Source organism: Candidatus Eisenbacteria bacterium (assembly GCA_005893305.1).
Lineage (GTDB): Bacteria > Eisenbacteria > RBG-16-71-46 > SZUA-252 > SZUA-252 > WS-9.
In genome coordinates this window covers 6,584-22,594 of record VBOZ01000001.1, presented here as the reverse complement: position 1 = coordinate 22,594, position 16,011 = coordinate 6,584, and the positions used below count along the sequence as shown (strand labels likewise).

Sequence of the window (16,011 nt, the reverse complement as noted above, 5' to 3'; positions counted from 1 at the left end):
CGCTCTGGGACCGGTAGACTCAGCCGGTGCGACAGGCCCCGCCGCGGCGCCCTCCGTTCCGTCCGGCCCTCATCCTACTTCTTCTTATTCTCATGGGGCCCTCCGCGGTTGCCGCATCGCCGCCCGTCCCGGGGAAGAAGGGCCCTCAAGCTCCTCGCTACGGACGCACAAGCACCACCGCTGCCGGCCAGACGCCGCCCACCTTTCGGACCCTCCAAAGCCGCGCGCCTCTCCTGGGCGCCGCGAGCTACAACGTCCTGGCCATCCGCGTGGCGTTCACGGACACGCCGATCGATTCCTCGACCGCCTACTACGACCGCCTGCTCTTCTTCCTGAATCAGTACTGGAACCAGATGTCGGATGGCCAGGTCACGATCACGCCGACCCTGTGGGATTCGGTCTTCACGCTTCCGCACCCGATGAGCTACTACGGGGACGACGACCGCTTTCAGGAGCGGCTGGTCTTCATGGTTCGCGACATGGTCGCGGCGGCCGACTCGACCGTCGACTTCCGCCCCTACCAGGCCGTCGTGATCTTCCATGGCGGTCAGGGGCAGGAGGCGGACGTCCTCGACAACAGCCGGGCCCAGGTCTGGTCGGCCTTCGTGACGCCTGATGATTTCCAGCAGATCCTCCCCGATTCGACCGGCGCGGTCGGGATCAAGACGAATGACCCGACCAGCCCCGGCGTCTTCTACCGGCTGAAGGAGGCGGTGGAAGTGCCCGAATCCGAGAGCCAGGACGGATACTCATTCGGGATGACGGGCGTTCTCTGCCATGAGTTCGGCCACCAGCTCGGCCGGCTCGTGGGCCAATCCTCGATGCCGGATCTCTACGACACCACTCCCGACGAAGGCGGCTACTCGCAGGGGCTGGGCTCGTGGGACATCATGGCGGGCGGAGTGTGGAACGCGAACGGGTTCGTGCCGGCTGGGATCAGCGCGTGGACTCGACTCTGGCTCGGCTTCCTCGCTCCGACCCCGGTGACCGCCAACGGAACGCAGACCCTCTGCGAGGTGGAGCGCCCGGTGACAGGCGATCCGCGAATCTTGCAGATCCCGATCACCCAGTCCGAGTACTTCCTCCTCGAGAATCGCCAGCACGATCCGGACAAGAACGGGAAGTTTACGTTCGATGACGTGAACCAGGACGGCTGTTTCGACTTCTACACCGACAGCTACGCGGGCGCGGAGTTCGACTTCTTCACCCCAGCGAACATGACGGCGCCGAGCGGCGCCGGGTGCGACGCCGGAACCTACCAGAGCGGCTCGGGCATCCTGATCTATCACGTCGACGACGCCAAGATCGAGGCCGGCCTCGCGGACAATGTCGTGGAAGGCGACACGCAGCGGAAGGGAATCGACGTCGTGGAGGCGGACGGGATCGAGGATCTCGATGTGCCGCCGACGAGCCTGAGCGGGGGAAGCCCCGACGATGTGTGGCGTGCCGGCTGGCGGGATCACGTCACACCGAGCACGACGCCATCGACCGCGGCCTACGGCAACGCGCGAACGGGGATTTCCATTACCGGGATCAGCGTGCCCGATAGCGTGATGACGCTGAACGTTTCATTCGACCATACGCGGGCGGGATGGCCCAAGACGCTGAGCAACGCGCTCATCCGAAATCTGCCCACCGTCGCGGCCGATCTGGACGGGAACGGGACGCTCGAGCTGATCGTCCCGGTGCAGCGCCTCAACAATACCGGGGCGATTTATGTATTCGAGCCCGACGGCACCGACTTCCTGGACGGCGACGCGATCCCGACCGCGTTCGCAACGACCGCGTCCGCGCCGACATCCAGTCCCTGCGTCGGGGACATCGACGGCGTGGCCGGTCCGGAGATCGTGTTCCAGACACTGAACGGGGCGATCTACGCCTTTCACGCGAACGGCACTGAGGTGATGGACGGCGACAGCGACCCGCTCACGACCGGGATCCTCGTCGCAGGGTCCGCCCTGATCTCGACGCGCGCCCAGCCGATCCTGGTCGATCTGGACGGCGACGGCCCGATGGAAATCGTGACCGGCTCCACGGCGTCGCCTTCGCAATTGGGAGGGTCCACACTAAGGGCGGTCAAAGTGTCGGGCGGCTCTCGCCAGGTATTCACGCTCCCAATGGGCGGCTCGACCGATGGACCTCCGGCCGCCGTCGATATGAACGGGGATGGCCTCCCCGAGGTGATCGTCACGAACGTCGCGACTGGCTCCGGCGACCGGGCGGCCAGCGGCCTCTCGATCGCGAACTGGGAGATCCTGAACGATAGCGCTCTGCCGAAGACCCCGGATGACTTCGTCTACTACATGATCTATACGGGAGTCGCGCTCTCGGCTCCCGTGCTCGCCGACGTGAACCGGGACGGCAAGTTCGAGATCATGCTCGCCGATCGTTTGGGCTCGTTCCACGCGATCCAGCTCACCCTCCTCCCCCACGGTCCGGGCGATCCGCCGACCGACTATGTCCGCTTCGCCGAGATCGCGGGGTGGCCGACGCCGCCCAAGGGATCGGGACGGATCTCCGAGATCTCCCTCGGCGACCTGGAGAAGGACGGCTATCCGGAGCTGCTCCAGACCGGGGATGATGTCCGTGTCGCGGCAATCCACTACAGCGGCTCGCCTCGATCCGGGTATCCGGTGCGCGCCGCGGCTCCGTTCGCCTCCGCCGACACCGCGGGATTCTGGCCGCCGCTCGTCGCGGACGTGGACGGCGACGGGATCCGCGACGTGATCGCGATCCTCCCGGACGGCCGCCGCCCCGCGTTTCGCGCGGACGGGTCCCCGATCCGCGAGTTCGTGGAGCTGGGGAGTACCGGCGCGAGCTCGCCCCCGATGCTCCTCGACCTCGACGGGAACGGAACGGCGGAGTGGATGGAGTCGTTCGACGCCTCTCCGACCCAAACAACGATTACCGTGCGGGACACCCCGATCGCGATCCCCGCCTCCGCGCTCGCCTGGAGTCAGTACCGGAACTCCGCGACCCGGAATGCGGTGCTGGCCACGGGCCCGGCAGGCCCCGGCGGCGGGACCCAAAACCTAACGGCGGTGTACGGTTACCCAAACCCCTCTCTCTCGGGGACCACGACCATCCACTACCGGCTCGCCGAGGCGGCGACGTCGGTCTCGATCCGCATCCTCGACCCCACGGGATCCACGGTCGCCGAGTTGCCGGTGGGCGCCGGAAATCTCGCCGGATCGGCCGAACACGCGGTACCCTGGGATCACCGGTCGGCCGCGAGCGGTGTGTACCTCTGCCGCGTGGAAGTGCGGTCGAGCAAGGGAACCGAAATCCAATTCGCGAGCCTGGCCGTCGTTCGATGAGCGGCCCCAAGGAGAGATTCATGCGCCGATGCCGTCGTGAGCCCGCGGTCGCCCTAACCCTCCTCATCCTTGCCCTGCCGGGAACGGCGCTCGCGGCGCCGGGAGAGACCGGATTTGCGTTCCTAAAGCTCGGGGTGGGAGCCCGCGCCATGGGGCTCGGGAGCGCCTACGTCGCCCTCGCAGACGATCCGACCGCGATCTATTGGAATCCGGCCGGCCTCGCCGCGATCTCGGGAACCCAGGTTACGGCGATGCACAACGAGTGGATCCAGGACTTCCGCCAGGAATTCGTGGCGGTGGGGGGGCACTTAGGTCCGGGGGCACTGGGGGTGGGAATGTCCGGCTTCTACTCGAGCGAGTTCGAGAGGCGCGACGACACGGGGGTCCTGACGGGGCACTACGGATTCAACGACATCGCGGTCACCGGCGCCTACGGCGCCCGCGTCTACGAGGGCCTCGATGCCGGCGTGGCGGTCCGCTATATCCGCGAGATGATCGACCAGTGGGACGCCACCGCGGTCACCGGCGACGTCGGAGCGAGGTATCGGCTGGGCGAGACGGGCGTCTCCTTCGGCGCGGCGGTACAAAATCTTGGGAGCGACGCGAAATTCATCTCGGTGACGTTCCCGATCCCGCTCACGTGGCGGGCCGGCGCGGCGGTGAGCCGACAGCTTCCCAGCCTCCAGGGGCGCGGCACCCTGACCACGGAGATCCGGAAGGCCAGGGACGACAAGACCCACGTTCACGCCGGGGCGGAGTACTCGTACCGCGATCGCTTGGCCCTTCGCGTCGGGGGGAAGTTCGGCTACGACGACGAGAGCGTGAGCTTCGGGCTCGGCCTCGTGAAGGATTGGATCCACTTCGACTACGCGCTCGTGCCGCTCTCTTCCGACCTCGGCACGACGCACTTCTTCTCCCTCACGGGCGTCTTTTAGACCGCGCCGTCCGAAGCGCGCGCTCCCGCTAGGCGCCGCTCCCTTTGAACTCTAAGAGAGAGAACTTCCCCTCCTCGAGCCGGGCGTAGCTCCTCCGCTCCAGCCAGTCGCCCAGGATCAGAAATTCGCCGTCGGCTCCCCGATGGTGCAGCGGCACGTGAAAGTGCCCCATGACGACCGCGTCGTACCCCTGGCCGAACCAGGGCCGCGCCAGCCGCTCCACGAGCGCTGCCTCGGTCTGTGCGGCGCGGGGCGCGTGGTGGCGGCTCGTGTGCGATATGGTGGTGGCGAGAGGGATTCCCACGTCCGGGTGGATCCAGCGGAAGAGGCCGCGGGCGAGCCGGTTTCGAAGCAAGCGCTTCAAGAGCTTGTAGCCGTGGTCGCCCGGACCCAGGCCGTCCCCGTGGGCGAGGAAGATCCTGCGTCCCTGGAGCTCCAGCGTCAGCGCTTCGTCGGCGAACGTGACGTCAAGCTCGCGCTCCAGGTAGTTCCCGATCCAGAAGTCGTGATTTCCGCCGACATACGTAACAGGGACCGCCCGGCGCCGCAGCTCCCCCAACGCCTGGAGCACCCGCACGAAGCGCTTCGGGATGGCGTGGCCGTACTCGAACCAGAAGTCGAACAGGTCGCCGTTCACGTAGAGGGCCGCCCGCTCCGACGCCACCCGGTCGAAAAATGCCAGCAGGTCGCGCTCTCGCGCTCGGTTAGAGTCTGCGGACCCTTGGCCGAGATGAGCATCGGCGATGAAATAGGCGCACCCTGGTTGGGGCATGAAGCGTCAGTATAGGGGGGCTCGGCTCCGCCGCAAGACAGTGGCCGCCGGGAGCACGCGGAACCCTGCTTCGAATCAACGGGTAATACCCGCTTGACAGGCCTGAAGAGCGGTTCCTAGAGTGGTTCCAACAAGTGCCTGTCAGACGAGGGTTTATGGCTGGTCCTAGCGGATTCTGGGCGAAGGTGACCGACGAGGTTCGCACGGTCTCCGATCGCACGCGCCGGGGAGCCAAGCGCGCGGTCCAGATCGGCGTCATTCGCGTCGATCTGATATCGCTGCGTCGCGATCGATCCCAAGCGCTCGCCAGCCTCGGCGAGCGAGCCCTGACGCTCTGGAGAAATAGCGCGGCGGCCGAGATCGAATCCGACGAAGAGGCGCTTCGACTCCGCACCCGGATCGACGCGGTCGAGGAAGCGATCGAAACGAAGCGAGCCGAGCTCGCGCGACTGCGCCAAGGCGGAGCGGCGGAAGCCCCCGCCCCGGATCAAAGGACGCCAGCCTCAATCGATTTATAGGCCCCGTAACGTCGGGGCGCCGTGGAATTTCGTGGAGGGAAGAATGGAATCAAAGGAAACAATACGTGCGGCCAAGGTTCTGCTTCTGGCCGGGAGCCTCTTGATCGTCGGTATCGTCGTCGGATTCATCCTGTCCGGCCAGCTGAACCTCTCGCCCCAGTCGAACGCGAAGGAGAACGGCACGCAGGCCGTCACCGCGCTCGAAAGCCCGTTCACCCAGATCGCGGACCGGACGCTTCCTGGCGTCGTGAGCATCGAGAGCAAACGGAGGGTCGACGCGGGAACCGGCCAGGGAAATCAGTTCGAGGGGCCGTACGGCGACTTCTTCCGCCGCCTCTTCCCGGAGACCCCTCAAGGTCCGCGGGGACAGCAGCAGGCGCCGCAGCAGATGAAGATCCCCAGCAGCGGCTCGGGCTTCATCATCGATAAGGAAGGGCACATCCTCACGAACAACCATGTCGTGCGCGACGCGTCCGATATCATGGTCACGTTGAGCGACCATCGCAAATTCAAGGCGAAGGTCGTCGGCGCCGATCCGAGCACCGACGTCGCGATCATCAAGATCGACGGCGCCGGCGCCCTGCCCTCGGTCCCGCTGGGCGACTCCGATGAGATCCGGATCGGCGACTGGGCGATCGCGATCGGGAACGCGCTGGGCGAGCTGGACGGCACCCTCACGGTGGGCGTGATCAGCGCGAAGGGCCGCAGCAATCTCTCCATCGTGGGCGGATCGCCCGCGTATCAGTACTTCATCCAGACCGACGCATCGATCAACTTCGGAAACAGCGGTGGTCCGCTCCTCAACATCCGGGGCGAGGCGATCGGGATCAACACCGCCATCAACCCGTCGGGTGAGGGGATCGGGTTCGCCATTCCGATCAACCTGGCGAAGAACATCTCGCAGCAGCTCATCGCGAGCGGCAAGGTCACCCGCGGCTACCTCGGCATCATGCCGCAGGAGCTGACGCCCGAGCTCGCGGAGACGTGGGGAATCAAGGACTCGAAGGGCATTCTCGTCGGCAGCGTCTCGAACGACACGCCGGCCTCGCAGGCGGGCTTCAAGGTGAAGGACGTCATCACCGCCTTCGACGGCAAGCGCGTGGACGACGTGCAGCGCTTCCGCTTCCTCGTCGCGGACACGCCCGTGAAGAAGAGAGTGAAAGTCGACATCCTCCGCGCCGGCCAGCCGCGCGAGCTCTACGTCACGCTCGCCGAGCGGCCCGGCGATGACGTGCTGCGGAAGCAGGAAGTGACGCCTGCGACCTGGCTCGGGATGGCCGTCGAGCCCGTGGACGGCGACTTCGCCAAGGAGAACAACCTCCGTGAGAAGGAGGGTGTCGTCGTGGTCGAGGTGGCGCCCGGGAGCGGGGCCGACGACGCCGGGCTCCAGCGCGGCGACGTGATCAAGGAAGTGAACGACAAGGCCGTCAAGGACGTGTTCGAATACAATGACGCGCTCGAGCAGGCCCGGACCAAGAACGCGAAGAAGCCGGTCGTCCTGCTGATCAAGCGGGGCGACAGCACCCAGTTCATCGCGGTTCAGCCTGAGGAATGAGCTCTCGCCGTTGAGCGGCATGCGCGAGCAACGAACTCCGAGGCCCGGATCGGGTCCCCGCCGGGCGGGGGCCCGGGCGGGCCTCATCGTTTTGGGCATCGTGGCCGCGGCCGTGCTGGCGCCGAGCGCGCCGGTCCGGCGTGCCGCCACGACCTCGAAGCCGTCGGGGCCGGCGCCGGAGCTGGCCCGGATACGCTACTGGACCGCGCCCGACCACACCCGGCTCGTCTTCGACCTGACCGGTCCCCCGGCCGGGGGACCGCGCTACCGCTTTGCCGATTCCCTGACGTTCGAGGTCTACCTCCCGATGACCCGGAAATCGCCGGCCGTCTCGACCGAGTTCGTCGGCGATAGCCTCGTGGCCGACATCTTTCCGGCGGTCTCGGACTCGGGCTGCGCCATCCGGATCCGGCTCCAGCGCGCCACGACCCCGCTGGGCTTCTTCCTCGCCGCGGTGGACGGGAATCCCGACCGGCTGGTGATCGACGTTCCCGCGCCGGTCAATCCGGAAGTGGAGCAAGCGATCACGCGGCGCGTGACGGAGCTCAAGCAGTCGAAGAAGTTGATCGTCGCGATCGACGCGGGGCATGGGGGCGAAGATCCCGGGGCCATCGGCCACCGAAGGCTCCAGGAAGCCGACATCACCCTCTCGATCGCCAAGAAGCTCAAGGCCCAGCTCGACCTCATGCCCGGCGTGAGCGCCGTCCTGACGCGCTCCGGCGACTACTTCATCCCGCTTCGAAATCGCGTCGACCTCGCCCGCCGGTACCAGGCCGATCTCCTCATCAGCATCCACTGCAACGCGAGCCGGGATCGGGACGCGACGGGTACCGAGATCTACTTCCTCTCCCTGACCGGCGCGACCGACGAGGCGGCGCGCAACGTGGCGGAGAAGGAAAACGCGGCCGACCTCGTGGGCGGCGTCTCTCCCGACACGGGAGACGACCTCCTCTCGATTCTCTTCGACCTGAGGCAGAACGACACCATTCGGCGAAGCAGCGAGCTGGCGGAGGTCCTGATCGACGCGGTGGGAGCCGACTCGAGGCTCGTGACGCGCGGCGTGAAGCAGGCCGGGTTCGTGGTCCTCAAGGCGCCCGAGATTCCCTCGGTGCTCGTGGAGACTGCGTTCGTCACGAACCCCCGGGAGGCCGCGATCCTCAGGGACGCGCAGTTCCAGGCCAAGTTCGCCGAGCTACTCGCCAACGGCATCGAGACTTATAAGAACCAGCATCTCCGCGCGAACTCGAATTGATTGGACACCGGAGGCCGGAGCCGGGGTATCCTTTTGCCAGCCGGACAACACCGCAGTTGAACCCGCACAAGGAGAGATGAAGACATGAAGACCCTTGCCAAGATCAGCGTCCTATCGCTCCTCGCCGTCTGCCTCGCGGCCACATCGTGGGCCGGCGGAAAGAGCTGCTCGTCGGAGGGCGCCAAGTCCGCCTCCGCGGGCTCGCACTGCAGCGCGAAGGACACGAACACGAACGCCACGGCCGCGAAGGAATGCGGCGTGAAGGCGAACCAGGCGATCTACAGCTATGCGGTGCCGACGGCCCATTGCGAGGCCTGCATCGAGGGCGTCCAGAAGGCCGCGATGGCACACGCCGGCGTCGCTTGCGCGCACGTCGATCTCACGACCCACACCGCGTACATCATCGCCGACAAGAACGTCAGCCAGAAGGAAATCGCCAAGGCGATCGCGGCGGCGGGATTCAAGAACACGTACAAGGGCGAGGGCAGCAAGGTTCAGGCGCAGTTCGCGAAGGCGATCGCCGCCGGCGACAAGGGCGTTGCCTGCTGCGCGAAGGGCAAGGACAAGGTCTAAGGAAGACTCCGCGCGCCGCGATCGGCGGCATCCGCGGTTACAGCGAGACGGGCCTCCCGGGAAGCCGGGGGGCCCGATTCATTTCCGCGCGGGCACCGCGGAGACGGAGAGGCGCTTCGCGAGCGCGCGACGGCTGGCGAGCGTGTTGTCGAAGGTGACGAGGAGCGTCCGCGCCTCGGGCCACCCGTCCGTCGCGTGCGGGTTCAGGGAAGCGACGGTTACCGTCTCGGGAAAGCGCTGAAGCCACTTCCGCGCCAGATCCTCATGCTCCGCGCTCAAGGAACCGCGGGCCGCCACCGTGAGGAGCGAGCTTCCCACGATCCGCCGGGGCCAGGTCGCCGGATCCGGTCCCCATTCCTTCGCGGTGACGCCGTGCGCGCGGATCAGGTCGGCGATCGGGGCGCGCGACTCGGGCCGGTTCACTTCGAGCACGTCGATCGGGGGGCGAAGCGGCACACCGCCCGCGCCCTGGCGAAGCACCCGGAGCGCCCCCTCGGCGACCCGTTCCAATTCGTCTTCGGGAATCAGATTGCGCGCCTCGCGCTCGAGAGCGGAGCTCCACTCGCGCGGGCGCGCGGCGCCCCCCGACCGGAGGCGACGGATGCGCGCGATCGAGGCGCCGATCCGCTCCGGCGTGAGCCGTCCCGAGCCGAGCGCCGCTTGGATCGCCTGAAGCGCCTCGTCGGGGCCCGGCGCGAGCTTGGAGTAGAGAAGAAGGTCACATCCTGCCTCGATCGCCTGCACCGCGACCTCGCCGAAGGATCCTCGCGAGGTGACGGCCGCCATTTCCAGCGCGTCCGTGACCACGACGCCCGCGAACCCCATCTTCTCGCGGAGGAGCCCGGTCACGATGGGCCGCGAGAGCGTCGCCGGCCGGTCCGGATCCGGGTCGAGCGCCGGGACGACGACGTGGCAGGTCATCACAACCGGCACGCTCGCCTGGATCGCGGCTTCGAACGGGCGAAGCTCGCGAAGGGCGAGCGTCGCGATCGGCACCTCGACCCGCGGCAGATCGATGTGGGAATCGACCGACGTGTCCCCATGGCCGGGGAAGTGCTTCACGACCGGGATGACGCCCGCCGCCTGCATGCCCTCGACCGCGGCCCGGCCGCACGCGGTCACCTGCGATGCGGTCGTGCCGAAGGAGCGGATCCCGATCACCGGATTCGCGGAGTTGGAGTGGATGTCGAGGACCGGGGCGAAATTCAGATTCACGCCCAGCGCGAGAAGCCGGCGCGCCGTGCGGTGCGCGAGATCCTTGACGAGCGGCGGCCCACCCGAGGCCGCGACCGCGCGGGCGCTCGGAGGAACTTCCCAGAAGCCGGAAATCTGGGAAACCATGCCGCCCTCTTCGTCGACGCCGACGAGCGCCGGGAGGTCCGCCGATCCGACGCGCGCGTGAACTTCCCTTGTGAAGCGCGCCGCCGTGCCCGCGTCGGGGAAGTTGGGGGCGAAGAAGATCACTCCGGAGGGCTGGATCCGGCGCAGGTCCGCCGCGAGCTCCGATGTCAACTCGGTGCCCGGCAGCCCCACCATCATCAGCTCGCCAAGATGCGATTCGATGTCGGCAACGTCCGTCACTTTACCTCGGCCTCCTCGAGAAGTTTTCGATAGCGCGCGTAGATCGCGCTCGGAACGACGCCCGACTGGACGCCTGCCAGGATCGAGCACCCGGGCTCCGTGCGGTGGGTGCAGGTCCGGAAGCGACACGGCGGCGCCTCCGCGATCTCGTCGAAGACCGCCGCCACTTCGGCCACGTCGGTTTGCCCGAGCTGAACGCTCCGCACGCCCGGCGTATCGATCACGATGCCGCCTCCCGGGAGCGGGTAGAGTCGCGAGCTGGTCGTCGTGTGCCGTCCCTTCAGATTCTTCGCGCTGACTGTACCGACGAGGGCGTCTGCGTTCGGGATGAGACGCCGCAAGAGCGACGATTTCCCGACCCCCGAATGCCCCACGAACACCGATACGCGCCCCGCCGTGAGCTCCAAGAGCCGGTCCACCCCGGAGCCGTTCTCCGCGCTCACCGTCACCGCCTCGAGCGGGATCGCCGCCTCTGCGATCGCACGCTCGGCCTCCTCGTGGGTGCCGAGGTCGACCTTGTTGAGGCAGAGGACCGGGACGAGCCCTCCGCGGCGAGCCAAGAGCCCCCAGCGGTCGACCAGGCCCGGGCGAAACGGCGGCTCGGCGAGCGAGGAGATGATCACCGCCTGCGTCGCGTTGGCGGCGATAATCTGGGTACGTCCCCGCGAATCGCCCGTGGAGCGCTCCAGGAACGTACGGCGGGGAGCGATCGAGACAACGCGCATGGGGCCGCCGGGCTCACCCGGCTCGACCTCGACCTCATCGCCGACCGCGAGCGGATTGGCGTGCCGGCTCCCCGCCTCGGACTTGAGGTGGCGAGCCAGGATCGCCTCATGAATCGCGTGCCCGTCCCAGAGCTCCACGTTTGCGCCATAGACCTGCGCGACGATCCAGCTTGAAGGGAAGGGTGGCGATTGGTCGACGATGCGCGAAGTTTAGCCGAGCGGCGTCAGCGCGGCAAGACGGTTCGGGCGTGGGTAGTGGCTCATGGGGGTTGCCCGCGGCGCGCCCGGGCGAGGAGCGGCGACAGTGATGTACCATCACGGCGCATGGCGATCGGAAAGAGGTCCCGCCCTTGAAATCGACACGATGGATGTCGAGAGCCCTCGTGGCCGGGTTGCTCGCGGTCGCGGTCGCGGTGGCGGTCGCGGTGGCGGTTTCAGCGCGGGGCGGCCCGACCGGCGCGAGCCGGAACGTCAAGGTGGTCCTCGTGTCCGAAGAGGTCGACATCCAGCCGGGCAGGCCGTTCTCGGTCGGCCTTGTCATGAGGATGCGGGCGGGCTGGCACACGTACTGGAAGAATCCCGGCGACGCCGGGCTGCCGCCCCGGATCAAGTGGAGGCTGCCCGACGGCTTTTCGGCGGGACCGATCCAGTGGCCGGTACCCGAGCGAATTCCGGCGGGACCCGTCATGAGCTACGGCTACGAGGGAGAGGTTCTCCTCCCGATTCTCATTACGCCGCCAAGCCGGATCGCCGCGGATTCCGTCACCATCGCGGGCACCTTCGACTGGCTCGAGTGCAGTGACGTCTGCCTCCCCGGCTCGGCGGAGCTCGACCTCACGCTCCCTGTGCGGTCGGGGTCGCCGCGGCCCGGCCGCGCGGCGTCCCTGTTCGCCGAGACCCGATCTCGAATGTCTCGGACCTTATCGGACTGGTCGTTTTCCGCCGAGGCCGGGCCGCGCGCGATCTCTCTCTCGGTTCGGACGCCGGCCGGATTCTCGTCACGCGGGGCGTACTTCTTTGTCGACCAGCCGCTCGTCGTGGACCTCGCGGCTCCCCATGGCTTCGAGCATTTCCCGGGCGGATGCCGGATCACCATGACGCCCGACCCCAATGCGCAGCGGCCGCCGCAGCGCCTGACCGGCGTTCTTGTCTTCGACAATCGCGTGGGGGCGAGGGCGCGGCGGACCGCGCTGAGCGTCGACGTCCCGGTGAGTCTTGGCGACCCGGCACCAGCACCGAAGCAGCCGCAGCGAAGGTCGCTCCCGAGGACCTACTACGTCGCGATGCTTGCCCTTCTGGGCGTCGGCCTGGTGCTCCTTTGGCGCATCGCGGCAAGGCTCCGTCGGGCATGAGTCGTACCGGGCAGGAACCGCCGGGGACGACCCGGGGGTATATGGGCACCACAGGCGCCGCTCCACCGGACCTTCATCAGACAGGAGAGAGTCCATGATTCGATTCGCAACGTTCGCCTGCATCGTGCTTCTCGCGTCGGCCTCCGCGGCGAACGCAGCCGCGATCGTCGGAAAGCAGGCGCCGCCGATCGAGCTGAAGGATTCCAACGGCAAGGTAGTTCGGCTCGAGGCGTTCAAGGGCAAGTTCGTCGTTTTGGAATGGGTGAACTTCCAGTGTCCGTTCGTGGGCAAGCACTACGGCAGCGGAAACATGCAGAAGCTGCAGAAGGCCTATACCCAGAAGGGAGTCGTGTGGCTCTCGATCTGCTCCTCGGCCCAGGGCAAGCAAGGGTATGTGACCGGGCAGGAGGCCAACACGCTGTTGGAGGCAAAGGGCGCGGCGCCGACCCGCTTCCTGCTCGACCCGAAGGGGAGCGCCGGAAAAGCGTACGGGGCGAAGACCACGCCCCACATGTTCGTGATCGATCCGGAGGGAACGATCGTCTACAACGGGGCGATCGACGATACGCCGTCGACCGACAAGGCCGACATCGCCACCGCTAAGAACTATCTGGTCGCGGCTCTGGACTCGGCCATGTCCGGGAAGAAGGTCGAAACCGCGGCGACGCAACCGTACGGATGCAGCGTCAAGTATTGACTCGACCCCGCGCGCGCGTAGACTCCGCCCCATGACACCTGCCTCGATGGACACGTTTTCCTGTCCCCGCTGCGGCGAGAGTTTGCCCGCGGGATTTTCGCGCTGTGACGCCTGCGGAGCGTATCTGGTCGCCGCCCCTGCGGCGGCGGGGCCGTCCTCATCGCGCCCCGAGGGTACGAGAGGCGGCGCGCTGCCCGGTGCGCGAAAGACGGCCCCGGGCGGGTCGCCGGGCCCGTCATGGCTCTTCCTCGTGATCGGGCTCGCCTGCGGCGGGGCGGTCGGTTACGCGCTCCATGGCGCGGTCGGCCCACGCGATCAAGGCGGAATGCCGAAGGGCCCGTCCGATGTCATGAGAGGCGCCGCGATGGGCGGCGGGCAGATGCCGCCACAAATGCCGCCGCAAGTGGTCGCCATGGTCCAGAAATACCGTCAGGCCCTCGCGAGGGACCCCGACGATCTCGAAGCGAATATCGGGTTCGGCAATCTGCTCTTCGATTCCGGCCAGTGGCAGAAGGCGATCGACCACTACCAGCGCGCGCTCAAGAAATCGCCCGGGGACGCGGACGTCCGCGTCGACATGGCGGTCGCGATCCACAGCCTCGGGCAGGATGACATCGCGCGAAAGGAGCTGGAGCGCGTGACGCGCGAGAAGCCCACCCACCTGAACGCGTGGCTCAATCTCGGCGTCGTGGCCGCGACTCTGGGGGACAACGCCGGCGCGATTCGGGCATGGGAGCGCTACCTGGAGCTCGACCCCCAGGGTGAGCACGCCGGTGCCGTGCGGGCGCAAATCGAGATGCTGAAGAAGGGTTCCTAAGCTGGCAGCCGCGCCTCTCGCTCTGCTGATCTAGTCCCTTCGCCGCAGCTCGCACTCTTGACTTCCCCCCGCACGGCCCGCAGTTTCGCGGTCCATGCGCCTTCCCGATCTCTTGGCATCCCGGCGCGGACGGTTGGCCGCGTTCTTCCTGCTCTACCTCACCGAGGGGCTGCCCTCCGGGTTCACGGGGACTGCCGTCGCGACCCAGATGCGCCGCCAAGGGCTCGAGCCCGCCGCCATCGGGTCGTTCATCGGGATTCTCTACATTCCCTGGGCGATCAAGTGGGCGTTCGGTCCGTTCGTGGACGTGCTGTCGAGCGACCGATGGGGCCGGAGGCGCATGTGGATCCTCCTGACTCAGACCATGATGGTCGTGACCATTCTCGCGGCGATGCCGGTGAGCTTTCAGAACAACCTCTGGCTCTTCACCGCGGTCATTCTGATCCACAACGTGTTTAGCGCGACGCAGGACGTGGCCATCGACGCGCTCGCCGTGAACGTTCTCAGCGCCGAGGAGCGGGGCCTCGCCAACGGGCTCATGTACGGGGGGAACTACGTCGGCATCGCGCTCGGCGGCTCCGGTGTTCTGCTCCTCACCCCTCTGATCGGGTTTCGAACCACGTTCCTCGTCGTCGCGGCGGCGATCGCGCTCGTCACCCTGCTCGTGCCCGTCCCCATGCGGGAACCCCCCGGACCGCCGCGGGCCGTTCGTACCGGTCCGCGCATCGCCGCCATCAGGAGCGAGCTCGGCCGCTTCGTGCGCGACACGGGCCGCGCCTTCACGGGGAGCCGCGCGGCGTTCGTCGCCATTTTCCTGGCTCTCCTCCCGATGGGCGGATACGCGCTCTCGCTCTCGCTCCAGTCCAATCTCGCGGTCGAGCTGGGCCTCACCGACAGACAGATCGGGGTGCTCGGCCTCTGCAGCTCCTCCCTGGCGGCGGGTTTCTGTATTCTCGGAGGCTGGCTCTCCGATCGATTCGGCCGCCGCCGCACGCTCGCCCTGTTCATCACCGGCATGTCCGTGGCGACGTTCGTCATGGCGTTCATGATGCAGCGCTTCCACTGGATCATGCCGATCAGCCCGCAGGCGCCGCACCGCCCGATCGTGCCCGCGGATCTCGTGTCGGTATTCTGGGCGCTGACGCTGACGTATTCGGTGTTCCTGGGGTTGATGTACGGAGTGGGAACCGCGATCTACATGGACGTCACCACACCAGCCGTCGCCGCGACCCAATTCACCGCCTACATGGCCATGTGCAACCTGGTCTACTCGTACACGTCCACATGGCAGGGGCACTCGTTGCAGCGCTGGGGCTACCCGGTGACCCTGGCCCTTGATGCGGCGTTCGGACTGGTCTGCCTGGCCCTTCTTCCGCTGATGGGGCGACCCCGCAGGGCGGATGCCACGGGAGCAACATGATGAAGCGACCGGTCCTGTCGCTCGTGGCGGCGCTTTTGCTCGTCGGGATCTGCGCGCTGATCGTGCTGAAAATCCGGGAAGCTCAGGCACCGCTCGGCCAAGTCGCCAATCTCATTCGGGAGCGCGTGCACCGGAGGGAGCTCTCATTTTCGAAGTCGGACGGATCCGAGCGGGCGCGCAACTGGGCGCTCGTAGCGGAATTTTATAGGAAGAGGTCCTATCGGCCAGCGTGGAGCGATGGCCGCGGTCCGGACCGGCAGAGCTACGAGCTGGCGGAGGCCCTTCGCGCGGCCACCCTGGAGGGCTTGAATCCAAAGGACTACGACGTCGACACGCTCGAGGTCCGGATCAAGAGGCTGGACCGGAACGGCCTTCTCTCGGAGGCGCCCCCGGCACAGGCGCTCGCGAACCTCGATCTTCGACTCACCTACACTTATTTCCAGTACGCGAACCATCTCTTGAACGGCCGCGTATCCACGGCGACGGTCGATCACGAC

The 16,011-nt window shown here is 67.2% G+C and carries 13 protein-coding genes; 10 read left to right on the top strand and 3 right to left on the bottom strand.

Annotated elements, in window-relative coordinates:
• Positions 1-26: 26 nt before the first annotated feature.
• Positions 27-3,317 (top strand): M6 family metalloprotease domain-containing protein, encoded by a 3,291-nt coding sequence (locus E6K79_00105; GenBank protein ID TMQ67352.1) that lies wholly within the window; start codon positions 27-29, stop codon positions 3,315-3,317.
• Positions 3,314-4,252, top strand: a complete 939-nt coding sequence (locus tag E6K79_00100) for a UPF0164 family protein (GenBank protein ID TMQ67351.1) — start codon at positions 3,314-3,316, stop codon at positions 4,250-4,252. The genes E6K79_00105 and E6K79_00100 overlap by 4 nt, the downstream gene beginning before the upstream one ends.
• Before the next feature lie 28 nt (positions 4,253-4,280).
• Here E6K79_00100 and E6K79_00095 read toward each other — a convergent pair whose 3' ends face one another.
• Entirely contained in the window at positions 4,281-5,024 is a 744-nt protein-coding gene (locus E6K79_00095) for a UDP-2,3-diacylglucosamine diphosphatase (protein ID TMQ67350.1), read from the bottom strand.
• A gap of 155 nt (positions 5,025-5,179) precedes the next feature.
• On the opposite strand from E6K79_00095, the gene E6K79_00090 reads away from it, so the two are divergent.
• The 4 genes from E6K79_00090 (at position 5,180) to E6K79_00075 (ending at position 8,922) form a co-directional block, all read left to right on the top strand.
• Positions 5,180-5,542 (top strand): hypothetical protein, encoded by a 363-nt coding sequence (locus E6K79_00090; protein ID TMQ67349.1) that lies wholly within the window; start codon positions 5,180-5,182, stop codon positions 5,540-5,542.
• Between the two features lie 43 nt (positions 5,543-5,585).
• Positions 5,586-7,097: a Do family serine endopeptidase gene (locus E6K79_00085; protein ID TMQ67348.1), complete on the top strand. Its 1,512-nt coding sequence runs from the start codon at positions 5,586-5,588 to the stop codon at positions 7,095-7,097.
• Positions 7,098-7,116: 19 nt separating this feature from the next.
• Entirely contained in the window at positions 7,117-8,349 is a 1,233-nt protein-coding gene (locus E6K79_00080; GenBank protein TMQ67347.1) for an N-acetylmuramoyl-L-alanine amidase, read from the top strand.
• Between the two features lie 84 nt (positions 8,350-8,433).
• Positions 8,434-8,922, top strand: coding sequence for a heavy-metal-associated domain-containing protein (locus tag E6K79_00075; GenBank protein ID TMQ67346.1), 489 nt, complete (start codon positions 8,434-8,436; stop codon positions 8,920-8,922).
• Between the two features lie 78 nt (positions 8,923-9,000).
• On the opposite strand, the gene E6K79_00070 is transcribed toward E6K79_00075, so the two are convergent.
• Both E6K79_00070 and rsgA read right to left on the bottom strand, forming a co-directional pair.
• Positions 9,001-10,503, bottom strand: a complete 1,503-nt coding sequence (locus E6K79_00070; GenBank protein TMQ67345.1) for a hypothetical protein — start codon at positions 10,501-10,503, stop codon at positions 9,001-9,003.
• Positions 10,500-11,429, bottom strand: coding sequence for a ribosome small subunit-dependent GTPase A (gene rsgA, locus E6K79_00065; protein TMQ67344.1), 930 nt, complete (start codon positions 11,427-11,429; stop codon positions 10,500-10,502). The genes E6K79_00070 and rsgA overlap by 4 nt, the downstream gene beginning before the upstream one ends.
• Before the next feature lie 149 nt (positions 11,430-11,578).
• Here rsgA and E6K79_00060 point away from each other — a divergent pair, with 149 nt between their 5' ends.
• The 4 genes from E6K79_00060 (at position 11,579) to E6K79_00045 (ending at position 15,514) form a co-directional block, all read left to right on the top strand.
• Positions 11,579-12,580 carry a hypothetical protein gene (locus E6K79_00060; GenBank protein ID TMQ67343.1) on the top strand — a complete coding sequence of 334 codons (1,002 nt, stop codon included), beginning with the start codon at positions 11,579-11,581 and terminating at the stop codon, positions 12,578-12,580.
• Between the two features lie 94 nt (positions 12,581-12,674).
• Positions 12,675-13,277, top strand: a complete 603-nt coding sequence (locus E6K79_00055) for a redoxin domain-containing protein (GenBank protein ID TMQ67342.1) — start codon at positions 12,675-12,677, stop codon at positions 13,275-13,277.
• A gap of 31 nt (positions 13,278-13,308) precedes the next feature.
• Entirely contained in the window at positions 13,309-14,094 is a 786-nt protein-coding gene (locus E6K79_00050) for a tetratricopeptide repeat protein (protein ID TMQ67341.1), read from the top strand.
• A 94-nt stretch (positions 14,095-14,188) separates the two neighbouring features.
• A complete protein-coding gene (locus tag E6K79_00045) occupies positions 14,189-15,514 on the top strand; it encodes an MFS transporter (protein ID TMQ67340.1) in 1,326 nt (441 codons plus the stop codon).
• Positions 15,515-16,011: the final 497 nt, after the last annotated feature.

Coding starts and splice junctions, on each gene's coding strand:
- E6K79_00050 (TMQ67341.1), top strand. CDS start 13,309: ATGACACCTGCCTCGATGGACACGTTTTCCTGTCCCCGCTGCGGCGAG.
- E6K79_00090 (TMQ67349.1), top strand. CDS start 5,180: ATGGCTGGTCCTAGCGGATTCTGGGCGAAGGTGACCGACGAGGTTCGC.
- E6K79_00080 (TMQ67347.1), top strand. CDS start 7,117: ATGCGCGAGCAACGAACTCCGAGGCCCGGATCGGGTCCCCGCCGGGCG.
- E6K79_00055 (TMQ67342.1), top strand. CDS start 12,675: ATGATTCGATTCGCAACGTTCGCCTGCATCGTGCTTCTCGCGTCGGCC.
- E6K79_00045 (TMQ67340.1), top strand. CDS start 14,189: ATGCGCCTTCCCGATCTCTTGGCATCCCGGCGCGGACGGTTGGCCGCG.
- E6K79_00085 (TMQ67348.1), top strand. CDS start 5,586: ATGGAATCAAAGGAAACAATACGTGCGGCCAAGGTTCTGCTTCTGGCC.
- E6K79_00075 (TMQ67346.1), top strand. CDS start 8,434: ATGAAGACCCTTGCCAAGATCAGCGTCCTATCGCTCCTCGCCGTCTGC.
- E6K79_00100 (TMQ67351.1), top strand. CDS start 3,314: ATGAGCGGCCCCAAGGAGAGATTCATGCGCCGATGCCGTCGTGAGCCC.
- E6K79_00095 (TMQ67350.1), bottom strand. CDS start 5,024: ATGCCCCAACCAGGGTGCGCCTATTTCATCGCCGATGCTCATCTCGGC.